Here is a 21,046-nt window from a genome sequence, read left to right as displayed (position 1 = left end):
AAGACTATGAAGCGTTGTTGCCGTGGAACTGCTCACCGCAAATGCCACGGTAAACCAAGGCCTCACCTTGCGGTAGGTGGGGTTTATGGATCAGTTACGTGTAATCAGGCAGGCGGCGAATGCAGGTGAAATCCCGAGTGTGAGCAGTGAGGTAGGCAAAACGAGAGCGCATGAAAGCGGTTTGACAATGCGCGGGCGATTCATGGCGGATCCTTGCTGAAGGGTTCGAAAATATCCTAGGGAGAATCGCCAGCGGTCAATGCGAAACCTAAATAGGCCTATGTTGAATGTGGAGCCGTTCATCCGTTGCAGGTAACAAACTAGTCATCTTTGAGACGCTGACATCAATAGCCCGACCAGCGGTAAAGGTTCGTAGAGGTACAGAGTCCGTAGCGACACAGCAAGTGAGATTGAGCGACTGCTGCCATAAGGTAATTGCAGCGGCTAAAATTACGGGAATCAAAGAGTGTCTGAATGTTTCAGATCGACTCACCGCTTTCAAAATCGGCGATGGCCGACGTCAGCAAGAAACACATGGCTACGTCAGACCACCCCTATGCTATTTTCTTAACTTTCAGGCGTTGATTGATACTTGGCCGAGCCTATGAACTTGGAAAACCGCTCACACCATATCTGGACGGTTGTAAACTCATTAACGTTTACACTATCAGGAATAGTCTTCTTGAAGTTTCCGAAATTTTTCAGTTCCCCAACAAGAATGGCTTCTTTCTTTATCGCCAAGAACGATTCTTTATCGGTAGCCTGCGTTTTTGTGAGGTAAATCTTATAGTCAGGACCGGGAGCGACATCACCTTTAAACACAAGGTTATGCTCTGAAACATAAAGCTCTCCATTGGCCCAATGCAAGGCATCGCTACCCTTCTGATCTTTTTCAAACTTCCCGCTAAAACTGGCTACTTTTTTGACTGCCTCAATATCGCTAAGCGTCGCATTCTCTTGAGCCGTTAAAATTGGAAGTATGTAGATCCCGAGGCCTACGCCCACGCCAAAAAAAGCCAAGTGGGAAGCCAGCAGAAGAATTTTTAGTTGCTTTTTCATATTAGAACCTCATGTTATTGGTCTGGCTGAATACAACCCGGCAGCACCGGTCATTTCAGTTTGGGAGGGGGTTTATTGGGCATCATGCCCCTGATTTAACCATTGCTGCGCCTCGGGCAACGTCAACGGTATCAATCTGCCCTTACAGAAACTGAGCGTTGCATTTGCATGATGTGTATCGCGCCAGAGCTGAAGGGCTGGAGATATAAAAATTTCCGGCAGCGACGGCTGAATCGCTCATTTCGGGGAGAGGACGCATGCTGCCCCACGGGGACATGAGTGCTCTGCGCTTACGGTTCGAGAGGTAATTCGTTGAGAATTCAGATCCGGTTACAACAACCGTGAAATATTTGTACGCGTCCGCCAAAGTCACCGTGTGAGTCAGCAGCCATTGCAATACGCTTGCAGCCCTCTTACTCGACTCATGGGCAACTCAGCATTCAATCGCCGCAGCGCTGCTACGGTGGTTCGCGCTCACGGATAACTAAACGACTTAACCAACGTCAACTCCCCCACCGCCCGCATCGGCACCAGGAACGTCTCCATTTTCTCGTTCGGCGTCCCTTCCTCCGTAATCACCGTCACCTGCGCGGTCGTCAGCGGCTGAACCGCATCCTCCTGCCCCTCATCATCACGGCGATACCCGCCCCCGAAGTAGTTCACATACACCAGATACTGCCCCTTGATCGGTGCCGGCATGGCGAAGATTTCCGGGCCGTATCCCGTCGTCACATCAACATCGAGCGCCGCGCCATTGGGCACAACGCGGTCGCCGTACCAGATGTGCGCGCCGTCGGGGGTGACGAGGTGTAAATCCAGGTCCGTACCATCGCTGTCCCAAGCCAACAACACCCGCAACTTCGCCGGCGTGGCCCCGCCGCTGGCGTTAAGAAACTGCGTGCGATGCCGTTGCTGGCCATCGGGGCTGCGGACTTCGACGCTGTTGCTGCCATTGGGAAACGAGAACGGGCGATCAAATCGGCCAGTGGGATCGATCTTCAGCGGCATGCTGACGCCGTTGACGATCAATCGGCCCGGCTCACCGGACTTGGGCGTCGTGTTGATTTGCCCTGTGATGCGTGCGGTGTTGGCCTGCCCCACCGGGGTGTTCACCGAGGAGGCCGGGTAGTTAACAATCTGGCGAAAATTCTCGCCTTCGCCTTCAGGTGCGCCAGTGCGCCAGCCGCCAACAGGTGTATCGAGTTTGGCGGCAAACGTCGTCGGCCATACGCAAATGGAGCAGAGGAACAGGAAGACCTGTGGATAACGGAGTTTCATGGCCTATTCCAGCAAGAGGTGTCGGGCGAGCCCTTCGATGTAGGTTTCATCCTGGCCGTTGGGGTGTGCTTCGAAGGCCAGGTGCAGGTATTCGTGGGTCAGGTCGAGGCGGTCTTGCAGCGACAACACGCCGCGCACGTAAATGCGCTGGCGTTCGCGGTCGACATAGGGGCGGCCGAAGGCCAGACGGCAGACGGCGAAGGTGCTGACTTCGTTGTAGCCAACCTCGTTGTCCAACCGCGCACGCCAGCCGCGCCGCTGGTTCAGCAGCCAGTCTTGCGCGGCGGGGAGCGCTTCGCAGGAAGCGACTGGATTGTCCCAGCGGCTGAGGCTGGCGCGCGGATAGGCGTGGAGCAGGATGGCGTCATAGCGTTGGCCGGCGTTGGCTTGTTCGACGGCATGCTGCCAGGAGAGCTTGTCCGGGCCGGACTGGTCGGAGTGGTAGGTGACGGTGCTGCCGGCGAGCACCAGGTCGCTGGTCCAGGCGGCGATGTGGCGTGATTCGGCGGTGGCTGGACGTGGGGCGACGCGTTGCCGGCTGCTGCTGTCGTCGATGCTCAGGCAGTCGCCGTTGCGGGTAGCGTTTTGCAGCAGATACGTGCGGATGGCGATGGCCAACGCTTTGGCGGCTTCGGCGGGTTCGGGCCTGGCTTCGCGCTGCAGGACGCGGGCGACGTATTCTTCGCGGTCCAGACGGGCGATCAGTTTGTCTTTCAGCAAAAACAGTTCGCCGTCGCTGTGGATATCGAGTTGGTTGCCGTTGGTGAATTCGACGCGGTAATCGCCCAGCAAGGGCCCGGACTCAACAACACGATCCCCCGCCAGAACGCGCCCGACGGGATAGCGCGAAAACAGCCCCACCTCGACACAGCGTCCCGCATCCAAAGGCCAATCCACTGGCAACACCGAAGCCAGCGCCCCACCGTAGTGACGCAAGACCATTTGGCTGGTCCCACGCCCACCCGCCCAAACCGGCGTGCCATCCACCGTCCACCCGGCAAAACCACCCTGACGCGACGCGGGGTCCTGATCCCCCAACCAGCTCCAGGTTTTCACCCGCAACCGGCCACCGAGCTCGCCCACGACATTGCCGTCAGCCGCATTCAACACCACATCCAGCAACACCCGCCGCGCTTGATCCTGCGCTGGCATCACGGCCAGCGCTCGCAGCAACGCTGTCACTGAAACGCGCGTGGAAGGCTGCAACGAAGCCAAATTCAGCAACCACTCCGGTGCCTGCCGCGCCTGCCAATACGTGCGCCAGTCAGCACCAGCAATGCCCAGCCGCTGCGGTTCAAAGTACAAACCGCACGATTTCACCAAGGCCTGGTCGCGCTCAATCTTGCCGCCCGCCGTGCAGCAGTACACTTCCTCTTTCGACTGACCGCGACATTCGTAAGCCGGCTCATCGGCATGGGTATCCAACAGCCAGCCGTAGACAAACAACTTCCACACACTGCCCAGCGGTGTCTGCACATCAGCAGGCAACGGCTCGCGCGCGATCACCTGAGTCCGGCTCAACGACAGCAACTCACCTTTAAAAGCCAGCCGCAGCGGCGCCTCCTGCGCTGTCGCCAGCGCAGGGATCAAGCACAGCAGCCACCAGACCAGAGGTCGGATCATGTCAGTTGACCGTGACCTGACCGAGGGCCGGTGTCTGTTCCTGAGCCTGATGCTGCGGCGCGTACACCTGAGTGAAACGCACCGGCGGCAGGTTGAACTGACCTTTCTGCGAGAAACGCACCAAATGACGCAGACGCAACTCGCCACTCAAGGCATCCACCGGAATGGCGTAGGCCATTTGTCCCGGCTCGAAACGCGCTTTCTCCAACGCGGACGGTTCGGTGCCGGCCTTGCCCATGAGCTTGATGCCCCACGTGGTGCGCTCGACATCGGCACCGGGTGGCAGCGGTACTTCGAGCATGCCGTAGCGCAGCGGTTTGGCGGCTTTGCTGGTGATGATCACTTCGTCCAGATACAGACTGTCGCTGGACAACGGCTTGGCACCGACCGCTTCCAGTTTGAAGGTGAAGGCTTCGTCGCCCGGCACCAGACGCGACAAGCGACGGGTGATGGTCACGGCCATCGGATCTACCAGCGGTTGTTGGGTCTGGAAGCTCAAAGCCGCTCGCAACGGACGCTCTTGCGCACCGGTCAGTGACAACATGGCAGGCACAGGCGTAGCACCCTGCCACGTCCAATAAGTCTCCCCGGTATCACCGTATTTTTTCTTCCAGCCTTCACCCGGTGCCAGAGCGATGGTGGGCGAAGCCTGCTCGATGCTGCGTTGCAACCAGGTCAACGCCAACGCACGTTCCAGGGTCGATTGCCGTGGCAGCAGACGTTGCAACAACGCTTGCGCGTGAGCCTGATCGAAGGCTTGCAACGACAGGTTTAACGCTTCGGCAAACGGCTGAGAGCTGACGGCCAAACGCTGTTGCGCATCCGCCAGTTGACGATTGAAGGCGTCCGGCAGAATCACCTTCGATTGCTTCGCCAACGAGGCCGTCAGCGCACGAGCGGCCGCCAGACCGAGCGCCGAATCCGGATCGCTCATGACGATGCTGTCTTCGCCATCGTCCATCAGGCTCGCCGCATTGCCTTCGCCCGCTTTCGACAGATCATCCATCAAACCGCTGAGCAAGGTGTTCACCGGCAATTGCAGCTGTTTGGCGAACGACAGAATCAGCGCCCGCTGCAACAGCGGCGTGTTCTTGGCCTGTTTCGAATAGACCTCCAGCACCCGCTGCCAATGCTCCGGTGGCAGGCTCAGTTCCAAGGCTTTGCTGGCGTGCCAGTCGGCGTAGTAAGCGTAAGCCGTGAGGAACGCATCCGGTTCACCGTCCATGCCCCACCAGGTGAAGCTCGCCGAAGGCCCGGCCATGTGTACCAGCCGCAGACGGCTGTTCTGCATGATCAGGCGCAAGCGATCGCGGATTTGCGGATTCGACGACAAGGTCGGATACGCGATGCTCAGCGGCAGCAAACGACTGGCCGTTTGTTCGACGCCGCCGTACGGGTAACTCAACAAATCGTCGAGTGCCGAGCGCAACAGCGCTTGCGGACTGTCATCCAGACGCAGGCGAATGTCCGTCGCGTCCGCTGGCAAGGTCAGCGGCGTATCGCCACTGGCCACGTCCAGGCGTTGACTTTGGGTCACTTGCCAGCCTTCACCCGTCGTGGTCAGTCGCACAGCCAAGGCATCAACCGTTCTGCCATCCTGCACCAGCTCAGCCGTCCACTCGCCACTGGCCAACGCGAACGCCGGCAGCGCGATGTAGTTGATGCCGGTATTCAACGTCACGGGGACGCGTTGTTCGACGCCAGCGTAATGAATCACCAGCTCAGCCTTGACCGGTTTCTTGGCCTGACTGAACGCGAACACGCCGAGCTCCGGTTTGTCGCCAGCGCGGAATTTAGTCGGGCCGCTCCACTTCAGGTACAGCGGTTTTTCCGAGCGTACGAATTGCTTCTTCTGCCCGACCTGACCGTCATCGGCGATGGCCCGGGCGGTGATGCGCCAGCGGGTCAGCGAGTCCGGCATCTTGAAGGTGAAACGGGTTTTGCCGTTGGCGTCGGTGATCAGTTCCGGCTGCCACGCGGCGGTGTCGACGTCTTCACGACGCGGCCGCTCCAAGACTTTCACGCCGCGCTCGCTGCGATTGGCTTTGCCTGGCGCACTAGGGCTGCCCGGCAATGCCACGTCGTAGCTGATGAACGACAGACTGGCGCTGGTGCGCACGTTGTTGCGGCGCGGGTGGTAGAAAAACTGGTCGATGGTCGGCGCGACTTCCGGTTGCAGCGCGTAGATCATTTCGTCCACCACGCTGACCGTCAGGTGCGCTGAAATAGCCTTGCCAGCGAACTGCGTGGTCAAGTCCACCGACACGGTATCGCCCGGCTGATACACCTCTTTGTCCGTGGCAATTGCCACGTCGATTTGCGGCGCGATCACTTTGATACCGGCGTTCTGGAAGCTGTACTGACCGCCCTTGGTGTAGAGCACGGAGAACGTCAGGTTCGGCGCAAAATTGTCCTTCACCGGGATCCGCGCGCGGTATTGGGTCTCGCTGAGTTTTTCCATCTTCAACCAGTCGCCGCCCTTGGACAGCAGCGCTGTGGCCTCGACCTTGTCGCGCTCGAGCGACAGCAGTGCATCGCTGATCGGCTCAGGGAACGTGATCAATGCCAGGGCTTCGTCGCCCGCCTTGTACTCGGATTTATCGAGGACGATTTCCACGGTGCCCGGCACGGCTTTGACGCCGTCGCCCGTGACCGAGTGACCGCGGGCACCCACCACGCGGCCAGGGTCATCCCTCAACGTCAGGTTGTAAGTACCCGGACGGTCGAAGGCCAAGGTGAAGCCCTTGTCTTTCGCGGTGAGTTTGCCCTCGCCAGTGGTCTGGTCTTCCAGGCGCACCCAGCTATAACTGCTTGGCGTGACCGCTTTGCTTTGCTCGCTGGCGCCTTGATTCAAATAACTGAACGCAACCTTGTCGCCCACCGCGCTAAAACGCTGAGGCGCGCGCAGGCTGAAACTCGCCGCGCCGCGGTCGATGAGGATTTCCTTGGTGGTCTTGACCCGATACGCCGCGCCATCGCTGGCGAACACGGTGAGCATGTAGCGGCTCGGTTTATCGGCAGCCGGCAGATCCAGCGTCGCGCTGCCCTTGGCGTCGGTGGTCAGTTCGGTGCTGGTCAGCTCAACCGGGAATTGCCCGAGATATTGCAGTTCGTTGTCGACCATCGACAGTTGCTGGGCGCGCAGGCTCAGGCTCAACTTGGCGTTGGCCACCGGCTTGCCGTCCGGGTACAACAGCACGAGGCTGCCCTTCACGGGGTCGCCGGTGCGGTAATCCTGCTTGGCCAGGTTCAGGGAAATTTCGAAGTGCGGCTTGATGTATTCGGCGACACGGAAGGCGCTGCTGTAGGCCTGATCCTTGTAGCTGAAACGCAGCTCGTAACCGCCCGCGACCGCGTTGTCCGGCAACTGGAAACGGCCTTGGGTACCCGCCTTGGAATCGAGTTTCAGCGCCAACGATTGCAGCGCGGTACCCGTGGCATCGAGCACGGTCACGTTGACGTCGGCTGCGGTCGGCAGCACCGAGTCACGGGCGTTCTTGAACTCACGGCCAACGATTTTCAGCGACACCCAATCTCCCGGCCGATACAGCGGCCGGTCGGTGAAGGCATAGAGTTTGGTGTCATAGATTTCGCTGTCGTAATAGAAGTTTTCGGAGACGAACACCCCGCCCTCTTCGTCCTCACCGATCACGAAAGAACGCTCAGGGCTGACGTGTTTCAGACGCAGCAAGCCATCGGCATCGGTGGCGCCACTGCTCATCACACCCAGCCCATCGGTCCATAGAACGTTGACCTTCGGCACCGAGCTGCCTTCGTGTTTGCGCGCAGCCCAGACCAGCAATTGATCACCGGCAATCTTGCTCACCGCCACGGTGTTGGAAACGAAGACCATGGTGGTCGCCCGGTATTTACCAATCAGCGCTTCCACCAGGTACAGACCCGGTTTCAGATTGCCCAACGGGATGTAGACATTACCCGGCGAAACGCTGACGAACTCGCTGGAAGAACCGGCCAGGTTCACGCCCTCGGGCGGCTGGATCGGTTTGGCTTGCCACAGCGGATAACGGAACTGACTCACCACCGGCAGGCCCGGAATCAGTGCGAATTGCGGCTGAGCGTCGTAAGGCGTTGGCGCGGCAATCGCGGTGCCCATCTTCAGTTCCGGCACTTCCTCGGTGACTTGCTTGCGCGATTCGTAGGAGAACGCGCGCTGCATCACCCGACGGGACTTGCGGTACCAGTTGTCCCACAGGTACGCGAGGGTGTTCGACAGGCCTTCACCCTTGAACTGGCCATCGCTGACCACCCGGTGCAAGTTCTTCTGGCGCTTGAGGAAGTCCAGCGGCTTGTCGATGCGGTACACGCGAATGTCGGCGCCGCCGTAAGGCTCCATGCGGAACCGACGATAATCGCGACCCGGTGCTTCGAGGCGAACCATCGCCTGTTCGTCGCTGGCAAAACTGCTGTCGGCCAGCAGGAAAAAGCTTTCACCGGCAACCGGCGTGTAACCACTCGGCTCGACGGTGTCTTCGGCGTTGACCGCCGAAAAAGGCAGCACTAAGACCAACAGCAGAGGCAGGAAACGCAACATGCGGGCACCGATCATTGGGAGAGAAAGTTCAGTCGATAGACGCCGATGAAGTTGGGGTTGGCTGCGTCGGGTATCCATCGAGTGTCCTTCCATGTCATGAGTTGCTGCAGGCTTGCGGAGCGCATGCCGTTGTCAGTCGAGGTGGTGGTGCCGGTGTGATAGGCGATGTAGCGGCCCATCCAGATCATCAGGTGCTGGTCGTCGCCCTGATCGAAAAACATCAGGTCGCCGGGCCGGGCTTGCGACACGTCGCGGCCGACCAAATGGCTGTTGAACTGAATCAATTTGATTGCGTTGACGTACGGCCCGACCTTGCCGCCGCCCTGCTGCCATTGCTGGGCGAGGCCGCGTTGGGCCTCGCTCAGTTGCAGCTCTGGCGGCAGATAACGGTTGGACAGGCCATTGCTGCGCAGCCATTTGTCGTCGTGGACTTTCAGCGCTTCGTTGGCGGCGAAACGAACCAGGCCCGCACAGTCCTTCTGATACCAGCGCGGGCTCGGGCCTTGGCTCAGTTGTTCCTGGGCGATGCGCACGAACCAGGCGCGGAACACCTGGGATTGCTGCACGTCCAGCGGCGGCGCCTCAGTGGCAAAGACTCGGGTGCACAGCAACAATGTCAGCAGGCCAAGGCCTCGAATAAGTGCTGTCACAGGGCTTTCCATTCCAGCGGCAGCCACTGCCAGTGGCCATCGGGTTCGCTGCCTTGCGGCAAAGTCAGGGCGTATTTGCCGTACCCGCCGAGCTTGCGCAGTTTCGGGATCAGGTAGGTCTGCGCGGCGTTGTAGAACACCGGCTCCATGTCCTGCGGCAAGCTATCGAGGGTTTCCTTTTGCATCAGTTGCGCCATGGAATCCGGGCCGAAGTAGACCGGCATCAGCAGATCCTTCGGCACTACGTCGGCCATCGGTGGGAAGCGTTTATCGAGGGTGCCGAGGGCCTTGTCCACCAGCGTGTCGTCAAGGGAAAACAGCAGCGTCGAGCCGTGGCGCGCCAGGCTCACTTTCATGAACGCCTTGCCGGTGATCGCATCCGGCTGTTCGGCATCCCTGGCTTTGTAAGGACCAAAATTGGAGCTGACCTGACGCTGCCACTGGTGGGTTGGGCCTTCCTGTTTCTCGACCACCGGGAACGCGTGTTCGTCGACGTTGCCTTCGTAGGCACCGACCATCGTTGCGAACAGATGACCCAGGTCGCCGTCGAGTTTGGCGCTGTCATCATCGTTCAGGCTGGCCACCAGCAACGGCGTGTACAACCGCGAATCGGCGTACCAGCACAAGCCGGCGGCACCGGCCATGTGGTCGGTCAGGGCCTGGGCCACCGACTCTTCGGCACCAAGCTTTACCAGCAGCGGTTGTTGTTGTTCGGCGGCGAGCGGCAAGGCTACGCAGGCGCTGGCGCCCATCGGCATGGCTTGCCAGATCGGTTGGAAATCGAAGTCCGGCTGGTTGTCCAGTTCGTCCATGGCCATGAAGCTGTGCCAGCCCTTGTCGTCCATGTCAAAACGCAGGCCGGCGAAGTTTGGGATGAAACGCTGATACCCCATGGCCAGGACGCTGGAGTTCACCGATAGGCGTTGTTTCACCTCCGGCGCACGCGGTTGCAGACCAAAGGCTTCGGGGAACAGTTTGTCACCGTTGAGCAACGCGGCGATGGCCTTGGTCGAAACACTGCCTGGCTCTTGTGATGAGCCGCTTTGCGGATCGTAGAGTTTGGTCGGGTTGGACAGCACCACCAGTTTGTCGCCGTGGGAGGCGAACACCAGGGCTTTGCTGGCGTTGTAGTTGAGTTGATAAAGCGCCACATCGTCGGCACCGACTTTCACGTCACCGAGCGTGGTCAGTTGTGAATCATCCAGCGCCACTTTGGCCAGCGGCTCCAGCACCTTGGCCAGCCCACCGCGATCCATCACCAACAGGAAATCCTTGAGCCGACCATCCGCCCCACGCCACAGCGCCACGTCGGCCGGTTGATCGAAGATCTGCTCGATCAGGCTGTCCTGCAACTTCAGGTCATGTTCGTAAATGATCCGCCGCAGACTGCCGATCAAGCCGAGGCGATCGGCATGCGCTTCGTAATAGAAGACGAAATCTTCGGTCAGGGTTTCCTTGAGGAACGGCACCGCCAGCAAGTCCTTGGGCAATTGGCTCAAGGAATGGGTTTCGAGCAGACCGTCCGGCCGGCTCATGCCCAGTTTGTCGCTGGCCAATGCCGCTGGTGGCGCCTTGGTTTTGTGCATGAACCAGCCCAAACCGCCCGCCACGCCGGCCACCAGGACCAGCCCGACTAACAGAGCAGGCCAGCGGCGAGGCGTTTCGGCGGCCGAAGAAACAGTGTTATCGCTCATGTTCACGCTCATGTTCCCAAAGCTCAGCAATTCATCCGTGGAGCGGGATGCTTAATAGTTGAAAGTCTTGACCAGCAGCAGGTCACCGATGGCCCGCAGGGGCACGATGAAGGTCTCGCGTTTTTCGTCGACGGTGTTTTCGTTGAGCACCAGATTGATCTGCGAGGTGATCACCTCGTTCTGATTGCTGGTCTCATCGAAGTTATAGCCGCCACTGCCGAAGTTACCCCAATAGTTCACGTAAACCAGATAGGTGCCATGCATCGGCGCCGTCATGGTGAACATTTCCGGGCCGGGGCCATCGACGCCGTCCGGGTCCAGCCCCCCGCCGTTGCTCATCGCCGGGCGAGCCCAGAACGCATGCTGGCCGTCGGGGGTAATGATGTGCAGGTCGAGTTCGGCTTTCGGGTCATCCCAGCCCAACACCACACGAATCCGCGCCGGTGTGCGCAGATTGTTGGCTTCATAAAATTGAACGCGCTTGAGCGATTGGCCTTCAGAGCTGCGCACTTCGACGCTGTTAGAGCCGGCGCCAAACGCATACGGCCGGGCGAAACGCCCTTGGTCGTCGGTATACAGATTCAGAGGATTGCCGTTGACGGCCAGGGTGTGCGGCCCTCGCTGAGTGCCAATGACCTTGAGCTGGCCCTGGATCATGGTGCGATTGCGCTGCACACCGCGATCGATCGGTGGCGTGGGATAGGCGACTTGAGGATTTTCACTGCGGTCCAGCAAGCCGGAGTAACGCCAGCCACCCACGGGTTCCGACACTTCGGCCGAAGGCTCGGCCCAGGCTGCAGTCGCGCAGACCAGCCCCATCACCCGCAAAAAAAATGACCGCATGTGCCGCCTCCTGCCATGCATAACGAAACCTTGCGCCCGATCCTCGGCGCGTTACAGATCCAAAAACTGCGTTTCGTCAGAAAGACCCGTGACTATTGGGTCGTAGAAGGCGCGAAGATTAGCCATTCGGCGGTTTTTTAACAATCGGATACCTCTATTTTTGCGGTGGGATTCACGCTGGCAGGTGGACGGTGAGCCGAATAGGCGCCATATTCGGCTCATCGCATGAGCTGAATAACATTTCTATTCGGCTCACTCACTCCAAGAGCACCGAATTCATGGCACCTCACTGGATCTGGCAGCACCCCGATTGGCCCGATTTCAACTGGCAAGCTGAGCGGTTGGGGCCGGTTTTGCGCGAGTGCGTCCAAGCACAAGGGCGATTGATGGGCATGGCGAGTTCAGTGGACAGTTCGCTGAGCGCTCAGCGCGAACTGGATGCACTGCTGCAGAACATCGTGACCTCATCCGCCATTGAGGGTGAGCAGCTGAATGCAGGCTCGGTTCGCTCGTCATTGGCGCGACGGCTGGGCCTGGAGCTGGCCGATGGCAATCATGTCAGTCAGCGCAGTGAAGGGTTGGCGCAATTGATGCTCGACGCCACTCAGCATTTCGCTGAACCGCTGACGCTGGAACGATTACTGGACTGGCATGAGTGGCTGTTTCCCGAACAAGAGACCGATCTCGCCACCCGGCCGATCCGTGTCGGCGCTTTACGCGGCGATGATCCGATGCAAGTGGTGTCCGGTCGCCTCGACAGACCAACCGTTCACTTCGAAGCCCCGCCTCGTCAGGGCCTTGAGCGACAGCTCGACACTTTCCTTACCTGGTTTACCGCCAGCCGACACCAGGCGGGACTCGATCCATTGCTGCGGGCCGGCATCGCGCACTTCTGGTTCGTGACATTGCACCCTTTCGACGATGGCAACGGGCGCCTGACGCGCACGATCACCGATCTGGCATTGGCCCAGGGTGACGATCAAGCCATCCGTTTCTATGCCATGTCGGCGAGCATTCTCGAAGACCGGTCCGGCTATTATCGAGTGCTCGAAACCTGCCAGAAAGCCACGCTGGATATCACCGAGTGGCTGGAATGGTTTCTGCAAACCCTGCTGCGCAGCTTGCAACAAGCCATGGGCCGGATCGCGAGCGTGCTGGGCAAGGCGCGCTTCTGGCAGGCGCATCAGGAATCGGTGCTTCCAACCGAGCAAACCAAGGTGCTGAACCGCTTGCTCGATGGTGGGGAACGAGGTTTCTCGCAGGGCATCAGCGCGGCGCAGTATCAGGCCGTGGCGAAGGTATCCAAAGCTACCGCAACCCGTCATTTGGCCGAGTTGTTGGAGAAAGGATTCCTCATACGTCTGCCCGGTGGCGGGCGCAGTACTCGATACCAGATCAACTACTCCGATGCCTCACCACTTTAATTCAACCAAACCGCGATCTGTAGCCGCTGACGAAGCCTGCGTCCGGCTGCTACATAGTCGTGTGTCTTTGCTGAAACCAGTGGCCGAAACACCCTGTTCATTTGCCCATACCCCCCATGTCTGCTAGTGTCGCGCCGGTTTAACGTCAACCGGAAATAGCCGCCATGGCCCGCAAAAAAGCTGCACTGGATTTCGAACAATCTCTCGCTGACCTGCAAACGCTGGTGGAGCGTCTAGAGAACGGCGAATTGTCGCTGGAAGATTCGCTGACGGCTTTCGAGCAAGGCATCGGTCTGACCCGCGATTGCCAGGCGGCGCTGGTCCAGGCCGAGCAAAAGGTTCAAGTGCTGCTCGAGCGTGATGGCGAGCTGGCCGAGGAACCCTTCGACGCGGATCAGCCAGAATGATTGCAGCGTATTCGGCGACCAGCCAGGCCCGCGTCAATGCTGCACTGGAAACCCTGTTCAACGCGCCGAGCCCTGAGCTCGCGCGCCTGTACGAAGCCATGCGCTACAGCGTGATGAATGGCGGCAAACGGGTCCGCCCGCTGCTGGCCTACGCCGCGTGCGAAGCGCTGGGCGGCAAGGCTGAGCACGCCAACGGCGCAGCTTGCGCGGTGGAGCTGATTCACGCTTATTCCCTGGTGCATGACGATTTGCCGGCCATGGACGACGACGATCTGCGTCGCGGCCAGCCGACCACTCACAAAAAATTCGATGAGGCCTGCGCGATTCTGGCGGGTGACGGTTTGCAGAGCCTGGCCTTTAGCGCCCTGCTTGATCCACGCCTGAGCAACTCTGACGCTGAAATCCGCTTGCAAATGGTCAGTGCTCTTGCATTGGCCGCAGGCCCGGCAGGCATGGTCGGCGGTCAGGCGATCGACCTTGGGTCGGTCGGCCTGAAGCTTGATCAAAAGGCCCTCGAAACCATGCACCGGCACAAGACCGGCGCGTTGATCGAGGTCAGCGTCAAACTCGGCGCCCTGGCCAGCGGCCGTGCCGAGAAGGACGAACTGAAGTCCTTGCAGACTTATGCACAGGCCATTGGCCTGGCGTTCCAGGTGCAGGACGATATTCTCGACGTCGAAAGCGATACCGAAACCCTCGGCAAGCGCCAAGGGGCCGACATCGCACGCGACAAGCCAACCTATCCCGCCTTGCTCGGCCTCGACGCCGCCAAGGCCTATGCCCTGGAACTGCGCGATCAGGCTCTGCATGCGGTGCGACCGTTTGACGTGGCAGCCGAGCCATTGCGCGATTTGGCCCGCTACATCGTCAACCGGCGCAGCTGACGGCGTATCCGCCAAGTTAAAACCAACGCGTGGGCAGGGGGCGATGCATCAGGTAAACTGCCGCATCTTTTATACCTATAACGATTCGCCTGATGCCCACGACGTTTCATGAGATTCCCCGCAAACGCCCGACCACGCCCCTGCTCGACCGTGCCAACACGCCGGACGGCCTGCGCCGGTTAGGCGAAGCCGAGCTGGAAACCCTGGCTGATGAGTTGCGCCTGGAATTGCTCTACACGGTCGGTCAGACCGGCGGGCATTTCGGTGCCGGCCTGGGCGTCATCGAGCTGACTATCGCGTTGCATTACGTCTTCGACACCCCGGACGACCGGCTGGTGTGGGACGTGGGTCATCAGGCCTATCCGCACAAAATCCTCACCGGCCGTCGCGAGCGCATGGGCACCCTGCGCCAAAAGGAGGGCGTCGCAGCCTTCCCGCGTCGCTCCGAGAGCGAGTACGACACATTTGGCGTCGGCCACTCCAGCACGTCGATCAGCGCAGCGCTGGGCATGGCCATCGCCGCCCGCCTGCAACACAGTGATCGCAAGGCGATTGCCGTGATCGGCGACGGTGCACTGACGGCCGGCATGGCCTTCGAGGCGCTGAACCATGCGCCGGAAGTGAACGCCGACATGCTGGTGATCCTCAACGACAACGACATGTCGATTTCGCGCAACGTCGGCGGGCTGTCGAATTATCTGGCGAAGATCCTCTCCAGCCGCACTTACGCGAGCATGCGTGAAGGCAGCAAAAAGGTCCTGTCGCGCTTGCCCGGCGCCTGGGAAATCGCCCGTCGCACTGAAGAATACGCCAAAGGCATGCTGGTCCCCGGCACGCTGTTTGAAGAGTTGGGCTGGAACTACATCGGCCCGATCGATGGCCACGACCTGCCGACCCTGATCGCCACCCTGCGCAACATGCGCGATCTGAAAGGCCCGCAGTTCCTGCACGTCGTCACCAAGAAAGGCAAAGGCTTCGCCCCGGCGGAAGTCGACCCGATCGGTTACCACGCGATCACCAAACTCGAACCCGTGGACGCTCCGGCCGCCGCGCCGAAGAAATCCGGCGGGCCGAAGTATTCCGGTGTGTTCGGTGAGTGGCTGTGCGACATGGCCGCTACCGATCCGCGTTTGGTCGGGATCACCCCGGCGATGAAAGAAGGCTCCGATCTGGTGGCCTTCAGCGAACGTTTCCCGCTGCGCTATTTCGACGTGGCGATTGCCGAGCAACACGCTGTGACCCTCGCTGCCGGCATGGCTTGCGAAGGCGCGAAGCCGGTGGTGGCGATTTATTCGACGTTCCTGCAACGTGGCTACGACCAACTGATTCATGACGTCGCGGTGCAAAACCTCGACGTACTGTTCGCCATCGACCGCGCGGGTCTGGTGGGCGAAGACGGCCCGACTCACGCGGGTAGCTTCGACCTGTCGTTCCTGCGCTGCATCCCCGGCATGCTGGTGATGACCCCGAGCGACGAAAACGAACTGCGCAAAATGCTCACCACCGGCCACCTGTTCAACGGCCCGGCGGCGGTGCGTTATCCGCGCGGCTCTGGCCCGAACGCGACGATTGAGCAAAACCTCGAGCCGATCGAGATCGGCAAGGGTGTGGTTCGTCGTCGGGGCAGCAAAGTCGCCCTGCTGGTGTTCGGCGTGCAACTGGCCGAGGCGCTGAAAGTCGCCGAGACGCTGGATGCAACGGTGGTCGACATGCGCTTCGTCAAACCGCTCGATGAAGCACTGGTTCGCGACATCGCCGGCAGCCACGAACTGCTGGTGACCATCGAAGAGAACGCCATCATGGGCGGTGCCGGTGGCGCAGTCAGCGAGTTTCTCGCTCGCGAAAACATCCTCAAGTCGATGCTGCACCTGGGCTTGCCGGACAGTTACGTCGAGCACGCCAAACCTGCGCAAATGCTGGCCGAATGCGGGCTGGATGAAGCCGGCATCGAAGCGTCGGTTCGTCAGCGCTTGCAACTGCTCAATACCTAAATCAAACGGCGCACGCCTGTGCGCCGTGCGTCACCCCCGCCACGGAATACCGATGAAACTCTCCCGTCTCGCCCTGACGCTGACCCTGCTGCCAGCCGGCCAACTGCTGGCCGACACCTTCGAACGCGATCAGGCCCTGAAGCTTCCCGACGTGCTGATCAGCGCCAACCGCCAGGTCGAAGCGCGCAATGACGCCAGCGCCGCTAACACCGTGTTCACCCGCGAAGACATTGCTCGCCTGCAACCGAGCAGCGTCCCTGACTTGCTACGTCGTGTACCGGGCGTGCAGGTCGGGCAAACCGGTGGGCGCGGCAGCTTGCCGGGGATTTACATTCGCGGCACCACGTCGGCCCAGAGCCTGGTGCTGGTCGACGGTCAGCGCATCGGCAACGCCACCTCGGGCGACAGCAACCTGCAACACATCAACCTCGAACAGGTCGAGCGCGTGGAAGTGTTGCGCGGCTCCCGCTCGGTGATTTATGGCAGCGATGCGATTGGCGGGGTGATCCAAATCTTCACGCGTCGCGGCGGCGAGCAAGGCCTGCAACCGCGAATGCACGTGGGCTTTGGCAGCAATCAGACCTGGGAACGCAGCCTCGGGTTGTCCGGCGGCGACGAGCAGACCCGCTTCAACCTCGGCGCCAGCCTCGATGAAACCGCCGGAATCAATCGCACTCACGAGTCGTATCCAAGCGACGGCGATCATGACGAATACCGCAACCAATCGATGAGCTTGAGCCTGAGTCACGCCCTCACCGATGACGTCGAGATCGGCGCCAACCTGCTGGATAACCGTGGCAAAAGTGAGTTCGACAATCCGTTCGGCCGCTTCGACATGGACACGTTCGCGTCAGTCCAGCAACAGCCCTACAGCGACTTTGCGGTGAGCAGCGTCAGCAGCTACGTCGATGCGCGGATCAATGACCTGTGGAAAACCCGCGTCGAGTTCGGCCACAGCGAAAACCGCGAGAAGACGCTCGACAAGCTCAGCGCTGAACGCAGTGTGTTCAACACGTATCGCGACTCGGTGAACTGGCAGAACGACCTGACCCTCGACGAGCGCAACAGCCTGATCCTCGGCGGCGACTGGTACCAGGACCGGATCAACAGCAGCACGCCATTCGACGAGGGCAGCCGCTGGAACCGTGCGGCGTTCATTCAGCATCATTACCAGGCGGACAGTTTCTCCACCGAACTGGGCCTGCGCCGGGACCAGAACCAACAGTTCGGCGGCCAGAACAGCTGGAGCGGCACCTTCACCCTGCCGCTGAATCCGGACAACGATGTGCTGCTGACCTACAGCGAAGGTTTCCGCGCGCCGACGTTCAATGATCTGTATTACCCCGATTTCAGTAATCCGGATCTGAAACCCGAGACCTCGAAAAGCTATGAGCTGCAATGGCGCAGTCAACTGACCGACACCGCTCGCCTGGAAGCTTCGCTTTACCGTACGGACCTGGAAGACGCGATCATTTTCGGCAGCAACTCACGGCCCCAGAACGTCGCCTCGGCACGGATCAACGGGTTCGAAGCGGCATTGAAACAGCAACTGTTCGGCTGGCAGAGCAACCTCGGCGTGGCGTTCATCGACCCGCGCGATCGCGACAGCGGCCACACCCTGGCTCGCCGCGCGCGGAGGACCTTGAGCCTGGATCTGGATCGGCAGTTCGACCGGCTAGGGCTCGGTGCCAGCTGGCAAGCAGTGAGCAGCAGCTATGACGATGAGAACAATCAGCAGCCGTTGGGCGGGTATGCGTTGCTGGGGTTGCGCAGCAGTTGGGCGTTGAACCGTGAGATCAAGCTGGATCTGAAGGTCGATAACCTGCTGGACAAAGGTTACAGCCGCGCGCTGTACAGCCATGACGGCAGTCAGTATGGGTATCGAGAGGAAGGTCGGGCGTGGATGTTTGGGGTGACCTGGACGCCGGAGCTCTGAGCGGTTAGCGGTCGGGCGCGATCAACTGGCACAACTTGGCCGTCGCTTCGATCATCTGCCCGCTCGGCCGTTCCAGCCCTTTATCGGTCACCAACAGCAATTGCCCCTGCGCCACTGCGGCAACCTGCGGCCAGGTTTTCCACGCATCGAGTTGCGCCTGATCACTGGCCAGAATCACTTCTGGATTGCGCTGCAATACCGCTTCAATACTGACCTGCGGCGCCGGCAGTGTCAGGTCGGCAAACACATTGCGCGCTCCGCACACTTCAAGCGCATCGCTGATGATCTGCCCGCCACCAACGGTGTACAGCGGCCGATCCCAGACCTGATAAAACACCCGCAATGGCACATCCCGACGATACCGCTGGCGCAACGAATCCAGGCGCTGACGCAAATTTTCAGCCAATGAAATGCCACGCTCCGCACGGCCGAGCTGTGAGGCAATCGCCTCAATGTGCGAAGTGAGTTGTCCGAGGTTGTGGGGTTCAGCAACGTAGGTCGGGAGGTTTAACCGCTTGAGCTGTTCACGCTGGGCCGGGCCAACGCTGCCGGGCCAGAGCAACAGCAAATCGGGCTGGAGACTGAGCAACTGCTCCATGTCCAACTGACCATAGCGGCCAACCGAAGGAAGGTCTTTGAGCTCGGCAGGACGCTCACCGGCATCCAGCACGCCCACCAGCAGGTCGGCTGAACCCAACTCAACAACGATTTCAGAGAGCGATGGCGCGAGGCTGACAACCCGTTCGACCGCCGCCACCGGGCCGCTGACGGCCAGTAGCAAAACCGCCAGCCAGAGGGGTCGCATCAGCCGAGTTGACGCGGAATACGGTAGAGGTAAAACAGCACCAGGGTCGACAACGACAGCAGCACCAACGGCACGGCTTCGAGGCCGACGAATACCGCCAGCGCGCCGATCCAGGACGGCAGGCCGGCAACCAGGAACGCCGCGCGACGCTTGGCAGCCAGGGCGATCCAGGCAGCAGGTTCTTCAGGGGTATCGAGGGCTTTTTGAGTGGCGATCAACGCGTGTTTGTAGCCGCCGAAGAATTTCAGGCTGACAAACATCGATGCCACACCGGCGATGAACAACGGCATCGCCAGCACCGGCAGGATCGCCTCGCTCTGGCCAAATACGCTGTTGATCACCAACAGAGGCACCAAGGCCAGCGCCAGGTACTGCCACCAATTGACGGACAGTCGCCGCCGAACCTGACCGCGGGTCACGCCCGGTCTGCCTCGCCCTGGTGCTCGTTACCCATCATGTGGTCGAGCTTGCTGGCCTTGGTGGCCAGGTACAGTTTGTTATGCGGATTATGGCCGGTGTGCAGCGGCACGCGCTCGGCGACCTCGATGCCCATGTCGGTCAAGGCTTTGACCTTGCGCGGGTTATTGGTCATCAGACGCAGGGATTTCACGCCCAGGTGCTCCAGCATCGGCAGGCACATGGCGTAGTCACGTTGATCGGCGGCAAAGCCCAGGCGCTCGTTGGCTTCAACGGTGTCGGCGCCGCCATCCTGCAATTCATAGGCGCGGATTTTGTTCAGCAGGCCAATGCCACGGCCCTCCTGACGCAAGTACAGCAACACGCCACGGCCTTCACGGGCGATGGCCTGCAAGGCGGCCTCGAGTTGCGAGCCGCAGTCGCAACGCTGGCTGAACAACGCATCGCCCGTCAGGCATTCGGAATGCAACCGGCCGAGTACCGGGGCACCGTCGACGAACTCACCCAGGCTTAGCACAACGTGCTCGCGCCCGTTTTCTTCATCGAGAAAGCCGTGCATGGTGAATTGCGCAAAAGGCGTTGGCAGCTTGGAAGCGGCGACAAAAACGACAGGCACCGGTGTGCTCCTGATCAATAAGTACTGGAGATTCGCAGAGGCGGCATTGTAACAGCACGTTCCGACACACGCTTAGGCTGAATTATGGGGCATAACGATCAAAAAGTTAGATCACTGACCTGCGGGCTTACCGCGGCCGTCAAACGGATAGGGTTGTTTCCAGCGCTCGAAGATCGGTTTCAGCCGGCCGCCTTTCACCAGTTGCGCCATGCGCCGATCGAACAGCACCATCAGTGCCTGGGCCTTGGGGGTCTTGGCAAAGCACAGATACAGCGGCAACTCTGCGATGTGGGTGCGACGGAATTGCGACGGATCCTTGGCCCACCTGAGCACATAGTCGACCTCGGTCTGCGCGTCGATGTAAAAGTCGGCGCGGTTGCGGGTCAACATCGACAAAATCCCGGTACGCCGCATGACTTCGTTATAGCGCCGTACGTTGGGCAGGTAATCCTGAAAATCGTAGCCGCGGACCCAGGCCAGTCGATAGTTGCCCAGGGTTTGCGGGGTCGGCGCGGGGTTGCTGGCCAGCCCTAGGGCATAGATGTGATCGGTATCGAAGTTCCAGCGCGGATAGAGCAGGTCGCTGGACTCATCAAGATAGGAGCCGACACAGGCATCCACTTCACCGCGCTGGGCCAGGCCTATGGAGCGGACGTAGGGTTCGCTGCGGATGTCCAGCTTGACCCCCGCCGGCTCGAAGACTTCCCGCAACACGTCCCAGCCCAGACCGTGGCCATCGGCGGCGGTGTAGTCTTCCCAGTCTTCGCTGGCCAGATGAATTACTGACGGCGTTGTACCTCCGTCACTCGCCTCGGTGAGCGAGCAAAACATCGCGAAAATCGTCAGAGCTAACCAGCGTCGAGCCAT

Annotated in this window: 16 protein-coding genes; 5 read left to right on the top strand and 11 right to left on the bottom strand. The window is 60.3% G+C overall.

The annotated features are described in order from the left end of the window. Window positions 1–567: 567 nt before the first annotated feature. The 7 genes from ACXPVS_RS22280 to ACXPVS_RS22250 form a co-directional block, all read right to left on the bottom strand. Window positions 568–1,059 (bottom strand): DM13 domain-containing protein, encoded by a 492-nt coding sequence (locus ACXPVS_RS22280; RefSeq protein WP_458511821.1) that lies wholly within the window; start codon window positions 1,057–1,059, stop codon window positions 568–570. 474 nt (window positions 1,060–1,533) lie between these two features. Continuing rightward, the gene (locus ACXPVS_RS22275; protein ID WP_458511820.1) at window positions 1,534–2,337 is read right to left on the bottom strand and encodes a YfaP family protein; all 804 of its coding nucleotides are present in this window, start codon (window positions 2,335–2,337) and stop codon (window positions 1,534–1,536) included. A 3-nt stretch (window positions 2,338–2,340) separates the two neighbouring features. Beyond that, window positions 2,341–3,960, bottom strand: a complete 1,620-nt coding sequence (locus ACXPVS_RS22270) for a DUF2300 domain-containing protein (protein ID WP_458511819.1) — start codon at window positions 3,958–3,960, stop codon at window positions 2,341–2,343. Window position 3,961: 1 nt separating this feature from the next. Beyond that, window positions 3,962–8,527: an alpha-2-macroglobulin family protein gene (locus ACXPVS_RS22265; RefSeq protein ID WP_458511822.1), complete on the bottom strand. Its 4,566-nt coding sequence runs from the start codon at window positions 8,525–8,527 to the stop codon at window positions 3,962–3,964. Next, on the bottom strand, window positions 8,524–9,174 hold the full coding sequence (locus tag ACXPVS_RS22260; RefSeq protein WP_458511818.1) for a DUF1175 domain-containing protein: 651 nt from the start codon (window positions 9,172–9,174) through the stop codon (window positions 8,524–8,526). The genes ACXPVS_RS22265 and ACXPVS_RS22260 overlap by 4 nt, the downstream gene beginning before the upstream one ends. Continuing rightward, window positions 9,159–10,856 (bottom strand): DUF2138 domain-containing protein, encoded by a 1,698-nt coding sequence (locus ACXPVS_RS22255; RefSeq protein WP_458511817.1) that lies wholly within the window; start codon window positions 10,854–10,856, stop codon window positions 9,159–9,161. The genes ACXPVS_RS22260 and ACXPVS_RS22255 overlap by 16 nt, the downstream gene beginning before the upstream one ends. A 51-nt stretch (window positions 10,857–10,907) precedes the next feature. Beyond that, window positions 10,908–11,699, bottom strand: coding sequence for a YfaP family protein (locus tag ACXPVS_RS22250; protein WP_458511816.1), 792 nt, complete (start codon window positions 11,697–11,699; stop codon window positions 10,908–10,910). A gap of 278 nt (window positions 11,700–11,977) precedes the next feature. Between ACXPVS_RS22250 and ACXPVS_RS22245 the strand changes: the two genes are divergently transcribed. The 5 genes from ACXPVS_RS22245 to ACXPVS_RS22225 all read left to right on the top strand — a co-directional run bounded on the left by ACXPVS_RS22245 (window position 11,978) and on the right by ACXPVS_RS22225 (window position 18,341). Further along, on the top strand, window positions 11,978–13,123 hold the full coding sequence (locus ACXPVS_RS22245) for a Fic family protein (RefSeq protein ID WP_458511815.1): 1,146 nt from the start codon (window positions 11,978–11,980) through the stop codon (window positions 13,121–13,123). A 164-nt stretch (window positions 13,124–13,287) separates the two neighbouring features. Next, window positions 13,288–13,530 carry an exodeoxyribonuclease VII small subunit gene (locus tag ACXPVS_RS22240; RefSeq protein ID WP_458511814.1) on the top strand — a complete coding sequence of 81 codons (243 nt, stop codon included), beginning with the start codon at window positions 13,288–13,290 and terminating at the stop codon, window positions 13,528–13,530. Continuing rightward, window positions 13,527–14,414, top strand: a complete 888-nt coding sequence (ispA, locus tag ACXPVS_RS22235; protein ID WP_458511813.1) for a (2E,6E)-farnesyl diphosphate synthase — start codon at window positions 13,527–13,529, stop codon at window positions 14,412–14,414. The genes ACXPVS_RS22240 and ispA overlap by 4 nt, the downstream gene beginning before the upstream one ends. Before the next feature lie 92 nt (window positions 14,415–14,506). Then, window positions 14,507–16,405: a 1-deoxy-D-xylulose-5-phosphate synthase gene (gene dxs, locus ACXPVS_RS22230; RefSeq protein WP_458511812.1), complete on the top strand. Its 1,899-nt coding sequence runs from the start codon at window positions 14,507–14,509 to the stop codon at window positions 16,403–16,405. A gap of 52 nt (window positions 16,406–16,457) precedes the next feature. Beyond that, a complete protein-coding gene (locus ACXPVS_RS22225; protein WP_458511811.1) occupies window positions 16,458–18,341 on the top strand; it encodes a TonB-dependent receptor domain-containing protein in 1,884 nt (627 codons plus the stop codon). Window positions 18,342–18,345: 4 nt separating this feature from the next. Here ACXPVS_RS22225 and ACXPVS_RS22220 read toward each other — a convergent pair whose 3' ends face one another. From ACXPVS_RS22220 to ACXPVS_RS22205, 4 genes are all read right to left on the bottom strand, one after another. Further along, complete coding sequence (locus ACXPVS_RS22220) at window positions 18,346–19,146, bottom strand: cobalamin-binding protein (protein WP_458511810.1); 801 nt, start codon at window positions 19,144–19,146, stop codon at window positions 18,346–18,348. Next, complete coding sequence (locus tag ACXPVS_RS22215) at window positions 19,146–19,565, bottom strand: MFS transporter (RefSeq protein ID WP_458511809.1); 420 nt, start codon at window positions 19,563–19,565, stop codon at window positions 19,146–19,148. Before ACXPVS_RS22215 ends, ACXPVS_RS22220 begins: the two co-directional genes overlap by 1 nt. Next, window positions 19,562–20,179, bottom strand: a complete 618-nt coding sequence (gene ribA, locus ACXPVS_RS22210; protein WP_458511808.1) for a GTP cyclohydrolase II — start codon at window positions 20,177–20,179, stop codon at window positions 19,562–19,564. Before ribA ends, ACXPVS_RS22215 begins: the two co-directional genes overlap by 4 nt. Window positions 20,180–20,290: 111 nt before the next feature. Then, window positions 20,291–21,046 carry a substrate-binding periplasmic protein gene (locus ACXPVS_RS22205; protein WP_458511807.1) on the bottom strand — a complete coding sequence of 252 codons (756 nt, stop codon included), beginning with the start codon at window positions 21,044–21,046 and terminating at the stop codon, window positions 20,291–20,293.

It is taken from the genome of Pseudomonas sp. Ma2-10, from assembly GCF_054330215.1.
The sequence above is the reverse complement of the archived record's forward strand: the minus strand, read 5'-3'. Positions and strand labels throughout refer to the sequence as shown.